This window comes from Rhodobacter sp. (assembly GCA_020637515.1).
Classification (GTDB): Bacteria; Pseudomonadota; Alphaproteobacteria; order Rhodobacterales; family Rhodobacteraceae; genus Pararhodobacter.
In genome coordinates, this window is sequence record JACKKG010000001.1 from 1,624,609 (window position 1) to 1,643,626 (window position 19,018).

General features: G+C 66.5%; 18 protein-coding genes. 11 read left to right on the plus strand and 7 right to left on the minus strand.

The genetic code is table 11. The features are described 5' to 3' along the window. Window positions 1-53: 53 nt before the first annotated feature. The 10 genes from H6900_07900 (at window position 54) to H6900_07945 (ending at window position 10,020) form a co-directional block, all read left to right on the plus strand. The gene (locus H6900_07900; protein MCC0073200.1) at window positions 54-512 is read left to right on the plus strand and encodes a hypothetical protein; all 459 of its coding nucleotides are present in this window, start codon (window positions 54-56) and stop codon (window positions 510-512) included. A gap of 21 nt (window positions 513-533) precedes the next feature. After that, window positions 534-1,454, plus strand: a complete 921-nt coding sequence (locus tag H6900_07905; protein ID MCC0073201.1) for a fumarylacetoacetate hydrolase family protein — start codon at window positions 534-536, stop codon at window positions 1,452-1,454. 3 nt (window positions 1,455-1,457) lie between these two features. After that, window positions 1,458-2,090, plus strand: coding sequence for a flavin reductase family protein (locus H6900_07910; GenBank protein ID MCC0073202.1), 633 nt, complete (start codon window positions 1,458-1,460; stop codon window positions 2,088-2,090). Between the two features lie 170 nt (window positions 2,091-2,260). After that, complete coding sequence (locus H6900_07915) at window positions 2,261-3,313, plus strand: peptidase M29 (protein MCC0073203.1); 1,053 nt, start codon at window positions 2,261-2,263, stop codon at window positions 3,311-3,313. A 23-nt stretch (window positions 3,314-3,336) separates the two neighbouring features. Then, window positions 3,337-4,647: an acyl-CoA/acyl-ACP dehydrogenase gene (locus tag H6900_07920; protein MCC0073204.1), complete on the plus strand. Its 1,311-nt coding sequence runs from the start codon at window positions 3,337-3,339 to the stop codon at window positions 4,645-4,647. A 2-nt stretch (window positions 4,648-4,649) separates the two neighbouring features. Next, window positions 4,650-5,939, plus strand: a complete 1,290-nt coding sequence (locus H6900_07925; GenBank protein MCC0073205.1) for an alpha/beta fold hydrolase — start codon at window positions 4,650-4,652, stop codon at window positions 5,937-5,939. Beyond that, complete coding sequence (locus tag H6900_07930; protein MCC0073206.1) at window positions 5,936-6,616, plus strand: TetR/AcrR family transcriptional regulator; 681 nt, start codon at window positions 5,936-5,938, stop codon at window positions 6,614-6,616. The genes H6900_07925 and H6900_07930 overlap by 4 nt, the downstream gene beginning before the upstream one ends. After that, complete coding sequence (locus tag H6900_07935; GenBank protein ID MCC0073207.1) at window positions 6,613-7,956, plus strand: glutamine synthetase; 1,344 nt, start codon at window positions 6,613-6,615, stop codon at window positions 7,954-7,956. Before H6900_07930 ends, H6900_07935 begins: the two co-directional genes overlap by 4 nt. 4 nt (window positions 7,957-7,960) lie before the next feature. Beyond that, window positions 7,961-8,470: a flavin reductase family protein gene (locus tag H6900_07940; protein MCC0073208.1), complete on the plus strand. Its 510-nt coding sequence runs from the start codon at window positions 7,961-7,963 to the stop codon at window positions 8,468-8,470. 89 nt (window positions 8,471-8,559) lie between these two features. Further along, the gene (locus H6900_07945; protein ID MCC0073209.1) at window positions 8,560-10,020 is read left to right on the plus strand and encodes an APC family permease; all 1,461 of its coding nucleotides are present in this window, start codon (window positions 8,560-8,562) and stop codon (window positions 10,018-10,020) included. Window positions 10,021-10,060: 40 nt separating this feature from the next. Here the strand turns inward: H6900_07945 and H6900_07950 are convergent, their stop codons facing one another. Continuing rightward, entirely contained in the window at window positions 10,061-10,951 is an 891-nt protein-coding gene (locus H6900_07950) for a LysR family transcriptional regulator (protein ID MCC0073210.1), read from the minus strand. A 117-nt stretch (window positions 10,952-11,068) separates the two neighbouring features. On the opposite strand from H6900_07950, the gene katG reads away from it, so the two are divergent. Further along, window positions 11,069-13,231, plus strand: a complete 2,163-nt coding sequence (katG, locus tag H6900_07955) for a catalase/peroxidase HPI (protein ID MCC0073211.1) — start codon at window positions 11,069-11,071, stop codon at window positions 13,229-13,231. A 56-nt stretch (window positions 13,232-13,287) separates the two neighbouring features. Here katG and galE read toward each other — a convergent pair whose 3' ends face one another. The 6 genes from galE to ligA all read right to left on the minus strand — a co-directional run bounded on the left by galE (window position 13,288) and on the right by ligA (window position 19,009). Further along, window positions 13,288-14,283, minus strand: a complete 996-nt coding sequence (galE, locus tag H6900_07960; protein ID MCC0073212.1) for a UDP-glucose 4-epimerase GalE — start codon at window positions 14,281-14,283, stop codon at window positions 13,288-13,290. Then, window positions 14,280-15,179: a UTP--glucose-1-phosphate uridylyltransferase GalU gene (gene galU, locus H6900_07965; protein ID MCC0073213.1), complete on the minus strand. Its 900-nt coding sequence runs from the start codon at window positions 15,177-15,179 to the stop codon at window positions 14,280-14,282. Before galU ends, galE begins: the two co-directional genes overlap by 4 nt. A gap of 94 nt (window positions 15,180-15,273) precedes the next feature. Beyond that, on the minus strand, window positions 15,274-16,704 hold the full coding sequence (locus H6900_07970) for an MFS transporter (protein MCC0073214.1): 1,431 nt from the start codon (window positions 16,702-16,704) through the stop codon (window positions 15,274-15,276). Window positions 16,705-16,778: 74 nt separating this feature from the next. Next, window positions 16,779-17,723, minus strand: coding sequence for a Gfo/Idh/MocA family oxidoreductase (locus tag H6900_07975; protein ID MCC0073215.1), 945 nt, complete (start codon window positions 17,721-17,723; stop codon window positions 16,779-16,781). Window positions 17,724-17,735: 12 nt separating this feature from the next. After that, complete coding sequence (locus H6900_07980; GenBank protein ID MCC0073216.1) at window positions 17,736-18,620, minus strand: protocatechuate 3,4-dioxygenase; 885 nt, start codon at window positions 18,618-18,620, stop codon at window positions 17,736-17,738. After that, window positions 18,620-19,009 carry a protocatechuate 4,5-dioxygenase subunit alpha gene (gene ligA, locus H6900_07985; protein MCC0073217.1) on the minus strand — a complete coding sequence of 130 codons (390 nt, stop codon included), beginning with the start codon at window positions 19,007-19,009 and terminating at the stop codon, window positions 18,620-18,622. Before ligA ends, H6900_07980 begins: the two co-directional genes overlap by 1 nt. Window positions 19,010-19,018: the final 9 nt, after the last annotated feature.

The following is a 19,018-nucleotide window of genomic DNA, read 5'->3' on the forward strand; positions in this document are numbered from 1 at the left end:
ACGCCGACCTGGCGGACCTGGCGTTGCTCGCCGGGCCGGTGCTGGTCGCCGTGATGGTGGTGGTCCTCTGGCGCCGGGCGCGGCAGAGGTCCGCCCGGCGCTGGGCGGTTCTGGACGGCTCGAACATCCTCTATTGGCAGGACGGCACGCCGCGCCTCGATCCCGTGCGCGAGGTGCTGCGCGTGATGACCGCCGCCGGCTACGATTGCTGCGTGGTCTTTGACGCCAACGCCGGGCACCTGCTGTTCGGCCGCTACGGCCGCGACAGCGATTTCAGCGCCCGGCTGGGGGTGGCCAGGGACCGGGTGATGGTCGTGCCCAGGGGCGAGCCCGCCGATCCCTTCATCCTGACCGCCGCGCGCGACGCGAATGCGGTGGTCGTGACCAACGACCGGTATCGCGACTGGAGCGCGCAGTTTCCGGAAATCCACCGCAAGAACCTGCTCGTCAAGGGTGGCTTTGACGGCGGTTCGCTTTGGCTGGGCCTGCCCGATCCGGCAGCGACGGCCTGACACTTTATCAAGGAGTCCTTCATGAAACTTGTAACCTATCGCCTGGGCGTCGAGGCGGGTGCCCGTCTGGGTGTGATCGTGGACGACCTGTGCGTCGATGTGGCCGACCTGGGCCTGGCCTGCGGCGAGGACCTGCCCGACACCATGTTGGGCCTGATCGACGCCGGCCGCCCCGGCCTGTCCGCGCTGCGCGCCTGTCTCGATGAAGTGGGCGCCGACATTCCCGTGGGCTGCGCGACCGCGCTGTCCAACGTGACCCTGCTGGCGCCGATCCCGCGGCCGCGAAAGAACATCTTTGGCATCGGGTTGAACTATCTGGACCATGTCGCCGAAAGCGCGCAGGCGCTGGACACCGCGGCCGATCTGCCCAAGCAGCCGGTGATCTTCTCGAAGCCGCCGACCGCGGTGATCGGGCCGGGCCAGCCGATCCCGCACGACGCCGAGATCACCCAGCAACTGGACTGGGAGGTCGAGCTGGCGGCGATCATCGGCACCACCGCCCGCCGCGTCAGCCGCACCGAGGCGCTGGGCTACGTCTTTGGCTATTCGGTGATGATCGACGTCTCGGCGCGCGACAACCGCCGGGCCGGGCAGTGGATCGTGTCCAAGGGGATGGACGGGTTCGCGCCCTTTGGCCCCTGCATCGTCACCGCCGACGATATCCCGAACCCGCAGGACCTGGACCTGTGGCTGACGGTGAACGGCGTCGAGAAGCAGCGATCCAACACCGCCAAGATGCTGTTCAAGGTCGATGAACTGATCGCCGACATCAGCCGCGTCATCACGCTGGAACCCGGCGACATCATTGCCACCGGCACGCCCGAGGGCGTGGGCGCCGGCCGCAAGCCGCAGGAATGGCTGTGGCCCGGCGACGTGGTGGTGGCAACGGTCGAGGGGATCGGGTCGATTCGCCACCCGGTCGTCAACGTGACCCCGGCCTGACGGATGCGCTACGATCTGGATCAGGTGCCGACGCCCATCGCCTACAAGCTGCTGGCGGCGACCGTGGTGCCCAGGCCCATCGCCTGGGTCGTCACCCGGGGCGCGCAGGGCGTGAACGCGGCGCCCTACAGCTTCTTCAACGTGATGGGGTCGGCCCCGCCGACGGTGGCGCTGGGCCTGTTGGCCGACCCCGAGAGGGGGTTCAAGGACAGCGCCGCGAATATCCTGGAGACCGGCGAATTCGTGGTCAATCTGGTGCCCGAGCGGCTGGTCGAGGCGATGAACCTGACCGCCGCCGATGCCCCCCGGGGGGTGGACGAACTGGCGCTGGCGGGGTTGGCGACACTGCCCAGCCAGCACATCGCCCCGCCGCGCATCGCCGAAAGCCCGGTCGCCTTCGAATGCCGGACGCTGTCGTCGGTGGTGACGGGCCCGTGCCAGACGGTGGTCATCGGCCGCGTTCTGGCCGTGCATATCGAGGACCGCTACCTGCTGGACCCGGATCGCGCCTGGGTCGATACCGACGCGCTGGATCTGGTCGCACGGTCCTATGGCAGCGACTACATCCGCAGCCATGACACGTTCAAGCTGGACCGCCCGACCTGGGCGGGCCTGAAGGCCGAGGGCAAGGTCTGACCTTTGGGGGCGCCCTGAGGCGCCCTCTAACTGCCCGTTTTTCTGACAATTTTCGGATCATTCAAAAATTTGCGAAAATTTTCTTGACAGAATCCGGTCTGAACGAAAACCTTAACTGCAGAGTTAAGAAATTCGTGCGAACGCGAATCGTCAACAGGAAAGAGGGTCCGATGCTTCAAGAACGCATCGAAGGTAAATGGCTTGCCGCCTTTCGCCGCGTTTTCGCGCTGAACGGAATCGGCCGTGGCACCAGGATCGCCATCATCTCGGAAACCCAGTCGCGCCCGGTTCTGGTGCATCTGTCGGAACTGGCGGCTTACGATCTGGGCGCCGAATTCTGCATGATCCAGATGCCCACGCCGCCGCAATCGGCCCCGGTGCCGGTCAAATCGACCGGCACCTCGTGGGCGATCCAGGGCAACCGCGCGGTGATCGAGGCCCTGAAGCGGGTCGAGGTGATCGTCGATTGCACGGTCGAGGGGCTGATCCATGCCCCCGAATGGCCCGAGATCGAGGACGCCGGCCAGACCCGCCTGCTGGTCATCACCAACGAACACCCCGAGATCCTGGAACGCACCGAGCCCAAGGCTGAGGATGCGGTCAAGCTGAACATCGGCATCCAGATGCTGCGCGAGGCAAACGAGATGCGCGTCACCTCGGCGCTGGGCACCGACCTGACGGTGGACCTGCGCGGCGCGCCCTGCGGCGGCACGGCGGGCTTCGGCACGACGCCGGGCGCCGTCGCCCATTGGCCAGGCGGCCTGTGCCTGGCGTTCCCCGGCAAGAATTCGGTGAACGGCCGGATCGTGATGGGCGTGGGCGACATGAACCTGACGTTCAAGACCTATCTGACCAGCCAGATCGACTGCACGATCGAGAACGATTTCGTCACCGCCATCAAGGGCGACGGTATCGACGCGCTGCACTTTCGTGAATACCTCGAGGCCTGGGACGACCGCAACGCCTATGGCCTGTCGCATGTCGGCTGGGGGATGAACCACGGCGCGAAATGGGTCTCGGCCGCGATGTATGACAAGCGCGACATGCAGGCTGTCGAATTCCGCGCGCTGGCCGGCAGCTTTCTGTGGTCCACCGGCGCGAACCAGTATGCCGGGCGTTACACGCTGGGCCATTTCGATCTTCCGATGCGCAATTGCACCATCGCCCTGGATGGCAAGGTCGTCGTTCGCGACGGCGTGCTCCAGGGCGAACTGGCCCTCTGATCCCCCCAGAATACGAGAAAATCATGAGCGATATTGCCGACTACTATGACCTCAGCCGCATTCGTCCGCAGGTGGCCGAGGTGCTGCGCCGCGTAAACCAGTTGGGGCGCGAGAAATTCGCCCCCCGCGCCAAGGGGATCGACGACGACGCGAGCTTTCCGGTCGAGAATTACAAGGATCTGGCGGCCGAGGGCTTCCTGGGCCTGTGCATCCCCGAGGAATTCGGCGGCTGGGGCTTTTCCATGTGGGAATACGCCATGGTCGGCGCCGAGATCGGCAAATACTGCGGGGCGACCGCGCTGACCTTCAACATGCACAACTCGTCCATGGCGTGGTCGCGCTTCATGTTCGACATGCCGAACCTGACGGCCGAGGAAAAGGCCGCCTTTGCCCCCCTGCGCGAGCGCCAGTTCCGCCGCGCCATGGCCGAACGCGCGATCTTTTCGCAGCCGATCTCCGAGGGCGGGCAGAACTGGACGTCCAAGCCCAACCAGACCCAGTGCCGCAAGGTCGAAGGCGGTTGGCGGATCAACGGTTTCAAGAAATTCGCCAGCCTCGCCGGATATTGCGACTATTATACCATCGTCTGCACCGAGGTGTTCGAAGGCCAGGAGCCGCGCCACGAGGACACGATGCTGTTCGTCGTGCACAAGGACGCGCCCGGCCTTTCGGTCAAGGGCGACTGGGACCCTCTGGGGATGCGCGGCACCAACTCGCGCGATCTGATCCTCAAGGATGTCTTCGTGACCGAGGACGACATGCTGATGCCGCCCGGCATTTTCGGCAAGACGCTGGCGCATTGGCCGCACATGATGGCCACGCTGTCGCCCACCTACATGGGGGTCGCGCAAGGCGCCTATGATTTCACGGTGCAATACCTGAAGGGGCAGGTCCCGGGCCAGCCGCCCATCGACCGGCGCATGTATGCCACCAAGCGCGTCGCGGTCAGCAAGATGTATGCCCGTCTGGCGAACATGCGGGCCCTGTGGTGGCAGGCGTTCTCCGAGGCCAAGGGCTTTCCCACCAAGGGCGAGGTCATGCGCATGTATGCCGCGCAATACAACATCATGGAGGGCGTGCAGGAAATCGCCGCGCTGGCGATCCGCACCTGCGGCGGCCAGTCCATGCTGCGCTCGCTGCCGCTGGAACGGATGTATCGCGACGCCCGCTGCGGTGCGCTGATGCTGCCCTATACCTCGGAGATCATGGAGGACTATATCGGCGTTCTGGCGCTTTACGAGATGGACGAACTGGACAATGCGCCCGGTGATCTCGACGGCGCGCGGACCTCGCTGTGGCGGGGCGAGAGCGGCTCGATCAAGGCGCTGCGCTGATCATGCCGCGCGACCGGGTTCAGGTTCACGGCAAGCTGACGGCATCCGCGGATGCCGTCTGGGCCGTCGCCCGCGATTTCTGCGGGGCGTGGCACCCGGCGATGACGTCGATCCGGGCCGAAACCGGCCCGGGCGGCGCCCTGGTGCGGGCCTTTACGGTAACCGGCGAAGACACGGTCTACCGCGAACAACGCACCTATTTCAGCGATTCCGACCGCGTTCTGGGCTATACCCATCTGCAAGGGATCGCGGGCGCGGAAGCCTATGACGCGCGGATCAGCGTCACGCCTACGGACGGCGGTTGCGTCGTGCAATGGACGGCCACGGTCAGCGCCCCGGCCGCCCGGCTGGGGCCGATCTGCGAGGGCACCAGGGCGGTCTTTTCCGTGGGGATCGAGGCCTTGGGCCAGGCCGCGGCCCAGGCGGCGCGTCCGGCGGCGGCGCCCTTGCCCGCGCCCGTGCCACTGACGCCGATGATCTTTGACGACCTGCCGCGCCTGGGCGTCACGGTGACGCCGGATACGGGCGGCGCCACGCTGGCCATCTTCCTGCACGGGATCGGTGGTGCACGCGGGAACTGGGACGCGCAGCTTGCCGTCGCGGGCCGTGTGATGCGCTGCGCCGCGCTCGATCTGCGCGGTTACGGCGACAGCTCGCTGGGCTCGCAGCAATCGACGGTCGATGACTATTGCGCCGACATCCTGCGCTTGCGCGAACGGCTCGGTGCGGACCGGCTGGTTCTGGTGGGGCTCAGCTATGGCAGCTGGATCGCCACCTCGTTTGCCATGCGCCACCCGGAACTGCTGGCCGGTCTGGTGCTGTCGGGCGGCTGCACCGGCATGTCCGAGGCCGGCCCCGACGAGCGCGAGGCCTTCCGCGTCAGCCGCGAGGTGCCGATGGACGCCGGTCAGGTGCCCGCCGATTTCGCGCCGGCCGTGGTCAAGGTTCTGGCCGGCCCCGACGCCACCGACGCCCTGCGGCAAACGCTGTTCGACTCGATGGCCGCGATCCCGGCCGCGACCTATCGCGATGCGCTGGTCTGCTTTACCAACCCGCTGGAAAAATTCGATTTCGCGCGTCTGACGATGCCCGTTCTGATGATGACGGGCGAATACGACCGCCTGGCCCCCCCGGCCGAGATCCGCGGCGTGGCGGGCCGTATCTGGGACGCGGCACCCCGCCCCGACGTGCGATTCGAGGTGGTGGCGAACGCGGGGCATGTCTGCAACGTCGAACAGCCCGCAGCCTACAGCCGGCACCTGCTGGACTTCCTGCGCAGGATGCCCGCATGAACCAGATGTCGCGCAGTCAGCAGAACCGTCTGGCCCGGCGCCGGGCGATCCTGGGCGCGGCGCTCAAGGTGTTCTCCGAGGCGGGCTATTCGGGCGCGACCATGGATGCGGTGGCGCTCGAAGCCGGGCTGTCCAAACCCACGCTCTACCAGTATTTCAAATCGAAAGAGGCGCTCTTCTCCGCGATGATGCTGGGCAAGCGCGACGAGATGCTCGACGTGTTCGAACATTCGCCCCACTCCAGCATGGTCGAGGACCTGCTGCGCTTTGCCTGGGACTATGCCGACACGGTGATGCGTCCCGATCTGCTGTCCCTGGCCCGGCTCATCATCGGCGAGGTGCAGCGCTTCCCCGAGATCGGCCGCGCCTATCAGTCGGCGGGGCCCGACCACGTTCTGCGCGGCATCATGGCCTATCTGGACGCACGCCGGGCCGACGGGCGGCTCGATTTCGACGACACCGAACTCGCGGCCGAGGATCTCTGGGGCCTGGTGCTGTCCGCGCCCCGGACCCGTGCGCTCTACATGCCGGACGCCGCGCCCGCGCGCGCCGAACTGGCACGCTACATCCATCATGGCATCCGCGTCTTTCTGCGGGCCTATTCCACCCGGCCCGAGGCCGATCTCGCCACGTTCGACGCGCTGGTCCGCGCGCAATCAACCACAGGTGACGCATGACGCTTGACGACTTTCTCGCCGATCCCGCCAGCCGCTTCGCGACGGTGGCGATGACGGATACCAACGGACTGTTGCGCGGTCAGATGGTATCGGCGGGGGCGCTGAAGGGGATCGCCCGCAACGGCATGGGCATGGCGCCGGCACAACTGGCGCTGGACCCCACGGACCAGATGCTGGAAATGCCCGGCGTCACCGACGGCGCGATGGCCGATTTCCACGACGACCCGCTGATCGTCGATCCCGACAGCCTGCGCCACGTGCCCTGGGCCAAGCCGGGCCACGACCTGCTGGTGCTGTCGAACTATGGCGGCGAGACCGCGAAACTGTGCCCGCGCGCGATCCTGAAATCGGTTCTGGCCCGCGCCGCCGACGCCGGGTTCGCGCCGAAATACGGGATGGAGCTGGAATACACCCTGTTCGACGAGACCGCCGAAAGCGCCCGCGCCAAGGGGTATCGCAACCTCAAGACCGCGACGCCGCACGCCAGCCACGACCTGGTGCTGTATCAGGTGGTGCAGAGCGAATGGTACGAGGCCATCGCGGCGATGGCCGAGCCCCTGCGCATCGACCTGACCAAGATGCACGAGGAAATCGGCGGCGGCTTCATGGAGGCCTGCATCGGCGCCAACGGTGGCACGGATCCGGCCGATCAACTGGTGCTGTTGAAGAACTTCATCCGGGCGCTGGCGCTCAGGCAGGGGCGGTCCGTGACCTTCATGCCGCGCTGGAACGAACAGGCTGACAGCCAGTCCATCCATCTGCACATCTCGCTCAAGGATCTGTCGGGCAACACGTTGTTCCACGACCCGGCGGGCGAACACGGCATGTCCCAGACGTTTCGCCACTTCATTGGCGGGCTTCAGGCCTATCTGGGCGACATGACACTGGTGTTCCAGCCGACCGTCAACGCGTATCGCCGCTTTGCGCCCGGCACCTTTGCCCCGCCCGGCCTGACCTGGGGATACGAGAACCGCACCACCTGCTTGCGCGTCGTCGGGCACGACTCGGGCTCTCTCAGGGTCGAGAACCGCATGGCGGGGGCGGATGCGAATCCCTATCTGATTACCGCCGCGACACTGGCTGCCGGGGTTGCCGGCATTCTCGAACGGCTGGAACCCGACCCCGAGATCCGGGGCAACGGCTATGCGCAGGCGGCGCCCCGCGATTTCGCCCGGTCCATGCCCGAGGCGGTCGAGCGTCTGCGCGGCTCGGCGCTGGCCCGCGACTGGCTGGGCGAGCGTTTTGTCGAGACGTTCAGCGCAACGCGGGCCTTCCAGCACGACGAATTCCGGCGCAAGGTGCCAGACGTGGAACTGGAACGCTTCTTCGATCTGGGGTGAGGGTATGGATCAGGACCTGCGCAACCGCTTTCTCGAGGGGATGAGCCGCGCCGCGACCTTTGTCGCGGTGGCGACGACCGACGGGCCGGGCGGGCGCTGCGGGGTGACAATCTCGTCGCTGACCTCGGTCTCGGCGGATGGCGATCACCCGTCGATGCTGGCGTGCATTCACCACCTGTCGCCCGCCGCCACGGCGATCTTGAAGAACCGCAGCTTCTGCGCCAACCTGCTGCACGAGGGGCAGCAGGACCTGGCCGATCTGTTCGCCGGGCGCGGCGGCACGGATCAGGCGGCCCGTTTCGATCATGCCCAGTGGGATTCCGGGCCCCTTGGCCAACCGCGTCTGGCCGGGGCGACGGCGGTGTTCGAATGCCGCCTGGCCACCGCGATGCTGTGGGAGACGCATCACATCATGGTCGGCCGGGTCATGGCCGTGCGCCTGTCCGAGGACCCCAAGGCGCTGCTTTACGGGCAGCGCGCCTATCGCCGCGCGGTGCATCTGAACGGCGACTGACCACCCATACCGCGACGTGCAAGGGACGCACCCGCGGCACCAAAGGGGCACCGGACGGAACCGGGCCCGCAACAACGTGGAGAGGATCTATGACGGAAACCATCGTAACCGGGGGCAGCCCGAACGAGTTGCGGCGCAACTCGCTGGGCCTGATCGCGGTCACCTTCATGGTGATCTCGGCGGCAGCGCCCCTGACGGGTGTTGCCGGCGCGATGCCGCTGGCGTTCCTGCTGGGGAATGGCGCAGGCATCCCGCTGACCTTTGTTCTCATGACGCTGATCATGCTGGCCTTTGCGGTCGGCTATGTGGCGATGGCGCGCTATGTGCGCAACGCCGGCGCGTTTTATGCCTATGCCGCGCGCGGGCTGGGCGGCACCTGGGGCGGGGCGGTCTCGTTCACCGCGCTGGTCGCCTACAACGCGATGCAGTTCGGTCTGGTCGGCCTGCTGGGCGGCATCGCCGCCGGCGTATTCGGCAGCTTCGGTATCGTTCTGCCGTGGTGGGGCTGGAGCCTGATCGCCGTCCTGCTGGTGGGCTTCCTGGGCTATCGCCAGGTCGATCTGTCGGCCAAGGTGATGATCGTTCTGGTGGCGCTCGAGTATCTGGTGGTCTTCGTGGTGGACTTCGGCATCCTCGGGGCCGGCGGGGCCGCCGACGCCGGCGGTCTGGCGGTCAACATCTTCGACATGGATGCCTTCTTCTCGGGCTCGTTGACCGCGGCGGTGCTGTTCTGCCTGGGGTCGTTCATCGGCTTCGAGGCGACGACGATCTATGCCGAGGAAGCGCGCGATCCCGAACGCACCATTCCGCGCGCGACCTATCTGGCGGTGTTCATGATCGGGCTGTTCTTTGTCTTTACCACCTGGCTGATGGTGGCGGGCGTCGGCGCGGCGAACCTGACGGACACGGTGGGCGGCCTGCCCGATCCGACGGACTATTTCTTCATGCTGGCCGACATGTATGTCGGCGGCCCGATTCCGGCGATCGCGGGCGTCTTGCTGGTCTCCAGCCTGTTCGCGGCACTCAGCGCGTTCCACAACTACATCGCGCGCTATACCTATGTCGCCGGTCGCGACGGGTTGCTGCCGTCGGCCTTTGGTCGCACGCATGATGCGCACCAGAGCCCGCACATCGGTTCGGTCACGCAGACGATCGGCGCGCTGATCGTTCTGGCGATCTTTGCCGGTCTGGGGCTGGACCCGATCCAGCACATGTTCACCTGGATCAGCCAGATCGGCACGCTGGGGGTGCTGGGTATGATGACCGTCACCTCGCTCGCGGTGATGGCCTATTTCCGCAAGACGCCCGAGGCCCAGGCCAGCGTGCTGGCGCGGGTGATCCTGCCGCTGCTTTCGGCGGTGATCATGGCGGCGTTGTTCGTCTACATCTTCATGAACTTCGGTGACCTGACCGGCACCACGGGCGGCAGCCTGGGCTGGATCCTGCCGTCGCTGATCCCGGTGGGCGCGATCATCGGCTACCTGGCCGCGGCGCGTCTGCGGTCCGCGGACCCGGCGGCCTACGAGATGCTGGGCAGCAACCGCGACTGATCCAATCGACCGACCCCGGCGGTGCCAGGCGCCGCCGGGGTCACCCTGCCGCCGCCTGACGCACGGCGTCCGCGATGGCGTCGAGATGGCCGGCCAGCGGGCTGGCATTGCGCCAGACCATGCCGATGCGGCGCGACGGGCGCGGATCGGCAAAGCGCGCGATCGACACCTCGGCCGAGCGGGTCTCGACTGGAAGCGCCATTTCCGGAATCAGCGTGACCCCGATCCCGGCCCCGACCATCTGCACCAGCGTGGACAGCGACGAACCATCCAGCAACTCGCGCGGGCTGGCCATCGTCATGTTGCAATAGGACAGCGCCTGGTCGCGGAAACAATGTCCCTCCTCGAGCAGCAAGAGGCGCATCTCGCGCAGCTTTTCGGGGCTGGGAACGGGCAGTTCGGCGTCCTTGGCGGGGCGCACCAGCACGAACTCCTCGGAGAAGAGCGCAACTTCGGTCAGCCCGGGCTCCGAGACGGGCAGCGCGACGATGGCAGTGTCCAGACGCCCCTCGTGCAATTCGCTCAGCAGCTTGGGTGTCACCGTCTCGCGGATGTGCAGGTCCAGGTCGGCGTGCGTGTCGGCCAGCCGGGCGATGACGCGTGGAAGCAGATAGGGTGCGATGGTCGGAATCACGCCCAGCCGGAAGCGTCCACTCAGCCGATCACCCGACGCCCGCGCGAGATCGCCCAGTTCCTCGACCGATTGCAGAATGGGGCGGACGCGGCGCGCCACCTCCTCGCCGAAGCTGGTCAGCCGCACCTGCCGCGCACCACGCTCGAACAGGGGGATGCCCAGGCTTTCCTCCAACTCCTTGATCTGCATCGACAAGGCGGGTTGCGAAATGGCGCAGGCATCCGCCGCGCGTCCGAAATGACCATGCCGGGCGAGGGCCTCGAAATAGCGGAACTGGCGCAGGGTCAGATTTATCATAAGAACAACTTATCATGCCAATCAGGAAATACAACTTATGCTAATCAATTTCCTTTGTTAGGGTTGCCTGACAGGGGGGCAAGGCCCCAGCGGACTCAACCAGAATCGGAGAGAGCGATGGACGGCAACCACGGCGGGAAATGCCCGGTGATGCATGGCGGGAACACCGCCAGCGGCAAGAGCGTGACGGACTGGTGGCCCAATGGGTTGAACCTGGACATCTTGCATCAACACGACACCAAGACCGACCCGATGGGGCCCGGCTTCGACTATCGCGAGGCCGTCAAGACGCTGGATTTCGCGGGGCTCAAGGCCGATCTGAAGGCGCTGTTGAAGGACAGCCAGGACTGGTGGCCGGCGGACTGGGGCCACTATGGCGGCCTGATGATCCGCCTGTCGTGGCACGCGGCCGGCACCTATCGCCTGGCCGATGGCCGGGGCGGCGCCGGCACCGGCAACCAGCGGTTCGCACCGCTCAACTCGTGGCCGGACAACGCCAGCCTCGACAAGGCCCGCCGCCTGCTGTGGCCGCTGAAAAAGAAATACGGCAACAAGATCTCGTGGGCGGACCTGTTGGTGTTGGCCGGCACCGTCGCCTACGAGGACATGGGGCTGAAGACCTTCGGCTTCGGCTTTGGCCGTCCCGACATCTGGCACCCTGAGACCGATGTCTACTGGGGCGCCGAAAAGGAATGGCTGGCCCCCTCGGACAATCGCTATGACGACGTGTCCAGGCCGGACACCATGGAAAACCCGCTGGCCGCGGTGCAGATGGGTCTGATCTACGTGAACCCGGAAGGGGTGAACGGCCAGCCCGATCCGATGAAAACCGCCGCCCAGGTGCGCGAGACCTTCGCCCGCATGGCGATGAACGACGAGGAAACCGCCGCGCTGACCATCGGCGGCCACACCGTCGGCAAGGCGCACGGCAATGGCGACGCGTCGAAGCTGGGCGCGGAACCCGAGGGGGCGGACGTGACCGAGCAGGGCCTCGGCTGGGCCAACCCCGACCAGCAGGGCAAGGCGAGCCGGGCCATGACCTCGGGGATCGAAGGGGCCTGGACCACCCATCCGACCGTGTTCGACATGGGCTATTTCGACATGCTCTTTGGCCACGAGTGGGAGCTGCGCAAATCGCCCGCCGGTGCCTGGCAGTGGGAACCCGTGTCGATCAGGGACGAGGACAAGCCGCAGGATGCCTCGGACCCGTCCAAGCGTCACAACCCGATCATGACCGACGCCGACATGGCGATGAAGGTCGATCCGGTCTACAACGCGATCTGCCAGAAATTCATGGCCGATCCCGCGTATTTCAACGACACCTTTGCCCGCGCCTGGTTCAAGCTGACGCACCGCGACATGGGGCCGAGGGCGCGCTACATCGGTCCCGATGTGCCGGCCGAGGATCTGATCTGGCAAGACCCGATCCCCGCCGGGCCGACCGGCTGGGACGTGGCAGCGGTCAAGGCAAAGATCGCGGCCGCGGGGCTCAGCCTGTCCGACATGGTGGCGACCGCCTGGGATTCGGCGCGCACCTATCGCGGGTCGGACATGCGGGGCGGCGCCAACGGTGCGCGCATCCGCCTGGCGCCGCAAAAGGACTGGGAGGGCAACGAACCCGCCCGTCTGGCCCGCGTTCTGGCTGTGCTGGAGCCGATCGCAAAGGCGGCCGGGGCCTCGCTGGCCGATGTCATCGTGCTGGCGGGTAGCGTCGGGGTGGAACAGGCGGCCAGGGCGGCCGGCCATGCCGTGAGCGTGCCCTTTACCCCGGGGCGGGGGGATGCCAGCGCGGAACAGACCGATGCGGCCTCGTTCGAGGTGCTGGAACCCGTGGCCGACGGCTATCGCAACTGGCAGAAGAAGGACTATGTGGTCAGCCCCGAGGAGCTGCTTTTGGACCGCACCCAGTTGATGGGGCTGACGGCGGCCGAGATGACGGTGCTGGTCGGCGGGATGCGGGCCATGGGCACGAACCACGGCGGCACCGCGCATGGCGTGTTCACCGACCGGGCGGGGGCGCTGACGACCGACTTCTTCGTCAACCTGACCGACATGGCCAATTCCTGGCACAAGGCGGATGGCCATTACGAGATCCGCGACCGAAGGACGGGCAAGGTCAAGTGGACGGCCACGCGGGTGGACCTGGTGTTCGGCTCGAACGCGATCCTCAGGGCCTATGCCGAGCTCTACGCCCAGGACGACAACGCGGCCAAGTTCGTCAACGATTTCGTGGCCGCCTGGACCAAGGTCATGAACGCCGACCGATTCGACCTGGCCTGAGGGCGCCGAAGGCCGAAAAAGGGGGCGCGGCCGTCGGGCCGCGCCCCCCCCCGTGTTCATCCCGAATACCCGCCGGTCTTGTGCCATCGCCAGGCGTCGGCGATCATCAGCTTCAGCGACGAGCGCATCGGCTGCCAGCCCAGTTCGTCCAGCGCGCGTTTCGAACCCGACACCAGGCAGGCCGCATCGCCGCCGCGGCGCGGGCCAAAGCGGTGCGGCACCTTGTGGCCGGTCGCCGCACGGGCGTGGCCGATCACTTCCTTGACGGTGAACCCCGCGCCGGTGCCCAGGTTGAACACCCGGTTGCCCTTGCCCGCCAGCAGCCATTCCAGCCCCAGCACATGCGCCTGCGCCAGGTCCGCCACATGCACATAGTCGCGGATGCAGGTGCCGTCCGGCGTCGCATAGTCGGTGCCGTGGATGACCAGTTCGGGGCGCTGCCCGTCGATCGCTTCCAGCATCACCGGGATGAGATGCGTCTCGGGGCGGTGGCATTCGCCGATCTCGCCCTCGGGGTCGGCGCCGGCAACGTTGAAATAGCGAAAGATGACGTGTCGCAGACCCGAAGCGGCGCCGAAGTCCCGCAGGATTTCCTCGACCGCGCGCTTGGACGAACCATAGGCGTTGATCGGCATCTGGCGCGAGGATTCGTCCAGCACGACGCCATCCTGTTCGCCATAGGTGGCGCAGGTCGATGAGAAGACCAGGTCCAGACAGCCCGCCGCGACCGCGGCCTCGATCAGGGTCAGTGACCCCATGACATTGTTGCGCCAGTATTTACCGGGGTTCGCCATGGCCTCGCCAACCTGGCTGAAGGCCGCGAAATGCATCACCGCCACGGGCGAATGCGCGGCAAAGGCCGCGTCCAGCGCCGTCCGGTCGGTCAGGTCGCCCTGCACCAGGGGGCCGTATTTGACCGCCTGCGCCCAGCCGGTCGAAAGATTGTCGAAGGTCACCGGAACATAGCCCGCATCGGCCAGGGCCTTGCACGCGTGGGACCCGATATAGCCCGCCCCGCCGGTTACCAGAACGGTGCCCTTGCTGCCGCTCATGCCGTGTCCCGCCCTGGTTGCGCCGCCAGGCGATCGCGCATCAGCACAAGGAACCGGTCGCGGAATTCCTCATGCGCCAGCGCGTGGTCCACGATGGCCGTGAGATAGCCGAACTTGGACCCGCAATCGTAGCGCCGGGCGCTCATTCCCATCGCCTTGACACGGCCCTGCGCGGCCAGAACGTCGATGGCGTCGGCCAGCTGGATCTCTCCGCCGGCACCGGGCTTCAATCCGCGCAGGATGGGAAAGATCTCGGGGTCGAAGACATAGCGCCCCATCGAGGCCAGGCGCGAGGGGGCCTCGGACAGGGACGGCTTTTCGATCAGGCCGGCAACGGTGACGCGACCGTCGGGGCCGGCCGGGCCGGGGCGGACGATGCCGTATTTGTGCACGTTCTCGTCCTCGACCTCGGTCACGCAGAGGTAGTTGGACGGCGCCTCGGCATAGGCGTTGACCATTTCGGCGGTGGGCAGCGTGTTGCCCATCATCAGGTCGTCGGCCAGAAGCACGACAAAGGGTTCGTTGCCGACCGCGGGCGCCGCGCACAGCACCGCGTCACCCAGCCCCTTGGGTTCGGGCTGGCGCACGAAAATGCAGTTCACGCCCTGCGGGATGATGTTGCGCACCATGTCGCGTTCGGCGTGCTTGCCCTTTTGCGCAAGCTGAAACTCCAGCTCCAGGTTGGCGTCGAAATGATCGCCGATCGCGCGTTTCGGCCGGCCGGTGACAAAGACCAGGTCGGTGATCCCGGCGGCGATAGCCTCCTCCACCGCGTATTGAATGATGGGCTTGTCGATGATGGGCAGCAGTTCCTTCGGCATCGCCTTGGTCGCCGGAAGGAAGCGGGTTCCCAGTCCGGCGACGGGGAACACGGCTTTGGAAATGCGTCTGGTCATAACGGCTCTCGACAAGGGTCCTCAAACTCGCCCTTTTCTACGCCCCCCATGTCTCAGCGCAACATGCAAATCCAGGGTCTGGGTCGCATCGGCGTTACTCCACCCGTCGCGCGGGGTTCACAACGCCCATGAACCATTCGATGGCGATGAATGCGGCGATGGTGACAAAGGTGGCCTGGAATGCGGCGTGCCAGGCTGCGTGGGACGCGGGATCGGCACCCGCGCCACCGACCAGGATCGCCCCTGCGTCGGTGCCGTCCGGGGCGACGAGGAACAGCACAAGCGAGGTGATCGCCGTCCCGACCGAGGCGCCGATCGACCGGAAGAAGGTGACCGACCCGGCGGCGCGGCCCAGCACGGCCTGCGGGGCGGCCTGCTGGACGATGGTGTTCATCACCGACATGACCGTGCCCAGCGACAGGCCGGTGACCAGATAGCAGGCGATCAGCGGGCCGCGCTCCAGCCCGGCGCCGCGAAAGGCCAGGAACAGCACCATCATGGCCGTGACCGGCAGGGCCAGCGAGGGGAACAGCGTGGTGCGGCCGGTCATCGTCACCAGGTTGCCGGTGATGAAGCCGGCGATCCCGAACCCCACGGTTAGCGCCAGCATGGCGGTGGCGGTCGCCAGGGCGCCATCGGTGCGCAGGATGGCATGGAACAGCGGGATCGTGGTGACCAGCGAGACCAGCGCCGCGCCGTGGAAGAACACCATGATCGAGGCCCGGTTGATCGCCCGCACGGAGAACAGCGCCGGCGGAAAGACCGGGTTGGCGGCGCGCGGCTCCAGCCGGACCAGGGCGGCGATGGCGGCGATCGCGCTCGCCGCGCCCAGCCCGGCCCAAAGCCGCGTCTGGCTGTCGCCGGCCAATTCGATGGCGGCGGTCAGCCCGAAGGCCAGCACCAGCAGCGCCAGGAACCCGCCCAGGTCGAACCGTTTGCGCCCCTCGGCCGCAGGATGGTGCGGCACGGGATGGCGGGCCAGCACCACCATGGCCAGCAAGGCCAGGGGCACCGTGGTCAGGAAGATGCCGCGCCACCCCAGAGTCGCGACCGTCACGCCCCCGACCAGGGGCCCCAGGGTCGAGGCCAGCACGCTGATCGCGGCGTTGTTGCCCTGCGCGCGGCCCCGGTCGCGCGGCGCGACCAAGTCGGCGATCAAAGCCTGGCTCAGCGCCATCAGCCCGCCGCCGCCCAGCCCCTGCACCAGCCGGCCGGCGGCCAGGAATTCGATCGAACCCGACGCCGCGCAGAGCACCGAGCCCAGGATGTAGACCGCCAGCGCCACCTGCATCATGCGCGCGCGGCCCCACACATCGCCCAGCACGCCATAGATCGGCCCGGCCACGGTCAGCGCCAGCATGTAGCCCATCACCAGCCACGGCAACCGCCGGATCTGGCCCAGATCGGCGCCGATATCGGGCAGCGCGATCGAGATCATGGTCTGGTTCGCGACGGCCAGAAAGACCGGGATGCCGATCACGGGCAGAAGCGCAAAAGGCGAGGCGTAACGTCGGGACTGATCCAAAAAGGGGCGCTCCGGCGGCAACGGAAAAGGCGCCACCCGGCCGGGCGGCGCCTTTCCTTAACAGGTGAACGGCCTCAGGTGAAGCTTTGTTCGATCCGGTCCAGCGTGCGCATCGCGTCCAGCACCTGATGCACCGACCCGTTGGGCTGACGGCCCTCGCGCATCGCGGCGATGAACTCGCGGTCGATCAGCTCGATACCGTTGTTCGACACCGCGACGCCCGTCAGGTCCACCGGCTTGTCATAGCCATCGAACAGGTCGTCATACCGGGCGATATAGGTGCCCTTGTCGCAGATGTAGCGGAAGAACGTGCCCAGCGGGCCATCGTTGTTGAACGACAGCGACAGCGTGCAGATCGCGCCCGAGGGCGTCTTCATGCCGATCGACATGTCCATGGCGATGCCCAGCTCGGGGTGGTGCGGCCCTTCCAGCCCATAGCACTGGCTGACCACCTCGCCGGTCTGATACTGGAACAGATCGACCGTGTGGCAGGCGTGGTGCCAGAGCAGGTGGTCGGTCCAGGACCGGGGCTCGCCCTTGGCGTTCATGTTCGTGCGGCGGAAGAAATAGGTCTGCACGTCCATTTGCAGGATCTTCAGCTCGCCCGCCTTGATCTTGTTGTGGATCCACTGATGCGACGGGTTGTAACGCCGCACCTGGCCGGCCATCGCCAGCACGCCGGTTTGTTCCTGAACGCGGCAGATCGCTTCGCTTTCCTCCAGGCTGTCGGCCATCGGGATCTCGATCAGAACGGGTTTCCCGGCCTCCATGCACTGGATCGCCTGCGCGGCATGCAGTTGCGTCGGGGTCGCCAGGATCACCGCGTCCACGTCGTCACGGGCCAGGCATTCGGCCAGGTCCGTGGCGGCATGGCCGATGCCGCGTTCGGCGGCCAGGGCGTCGATCTTGGCGCGGGTCGGCCCCATCACCGAGGTGACAGTGACCCCCTCGATCGCCTTCAGCGCATCGAGGTGCTTGATGCCGAAGGCGCCATAGGCGCCCGCAACGCAAATTCGCATGGTTCCCTCCGTTTACTCGGCCGCCAGCTTGGCGCGGCTGTCGTGATACGATTTGTTTTCCAAGATGATGTGACCCACGGCGGTGTTCGACGCGGGGACATGATAGTGGCGGTGAACCTCGACCACGTCCTCGTCCAGCGCGCCGCGCATGACGTGCCACATGACCATCTCGATCCCTTCCGAGCCGCCCTCGCGCAGGTATTCCACATGCGGCATCCTGGACAGGCCAACCGGGTCCTCGGTCAGGCGATCGAGGAATTGCTGATCCCATTCCTTGTTGATGAGACCCGCGCGCTTGTATTGCAACTGATGGCTCAGCCCGCCGGTGCCGAAGACCATGACCTTCAGATCCTCGGGGTAGCTTTCGACCGCGCGGCGCACGGCCTTGCCCAGGTTGTAGCAACGGTTGCCGGTGGGGGCGGGGTATTGCACCACATTCACCGCCAGCGGGATCACCTGCACGCCCCAGTCGTCCTGAGGCGTCTTGTCGCCATACATCACCGACAGCGGCACGGTCAGGCCGTGGTCCACTTCCATCTCGTTCATGATGGTGATGTCGAATTCATCCAGGATCAGCGACTGCGCGATATGCGAGGCCATCTTCTGGTGGTTGCGCACCACCGGCACCGGGCGCGGGCCATAGCCTTCGTCCGCCGGGGTAAAGGTCGCCGCCGCGCCCAGGGCAAAGGTCGGGATGCACGAGGCGTCAAAGGCCGTGCAATGGTCGTTGTAGACCAGGAAGATCACGTCGGGCTTGTGTTCGGCCATCCATTCGCGGCTGAATTCGAACCCTTTGAACACGGGCTGCCAATAGGGCTGGTCGGTGATGTGCGTATCCATCGCGACACCGATGGCGGGGACATGCGAGACGCCCACTCCTGCGACGATGCGTGCCATTACTTGTCCTCCCATTCGGATTTGTAGCGGTTGCCCTCGATCGGGCGGCCGCCGTTCAGCATCATCTCGCGGTAGGCCTCGACTCCCATGCCGGTCATAAGCCCGGCCAGGTTCTGGAAGTTGATGCCGTCGTTCGCCGCCAGCTTGGACGTGTAATAGACGTTCCCGCCCAGTTCGAGCAGCCGGTTCCAGTCGCGCTTGCGCACGGCATCGCGCTGTTCGGCGGTCATCGGGAAGCCGTCCAGATAGGCCTCTTCATCGGCGTTGAACGCATCGCGGTTCTTTTGCAGTCTCAGCGAGATGCAGAACTGGTTCAGGTGATAGCCTTCGCGGGACCGGTCGGCGTCGAAGACAAAGGTCCCGGGGATATCCTCGTAGTCCTTGTGCATGGTGGTATT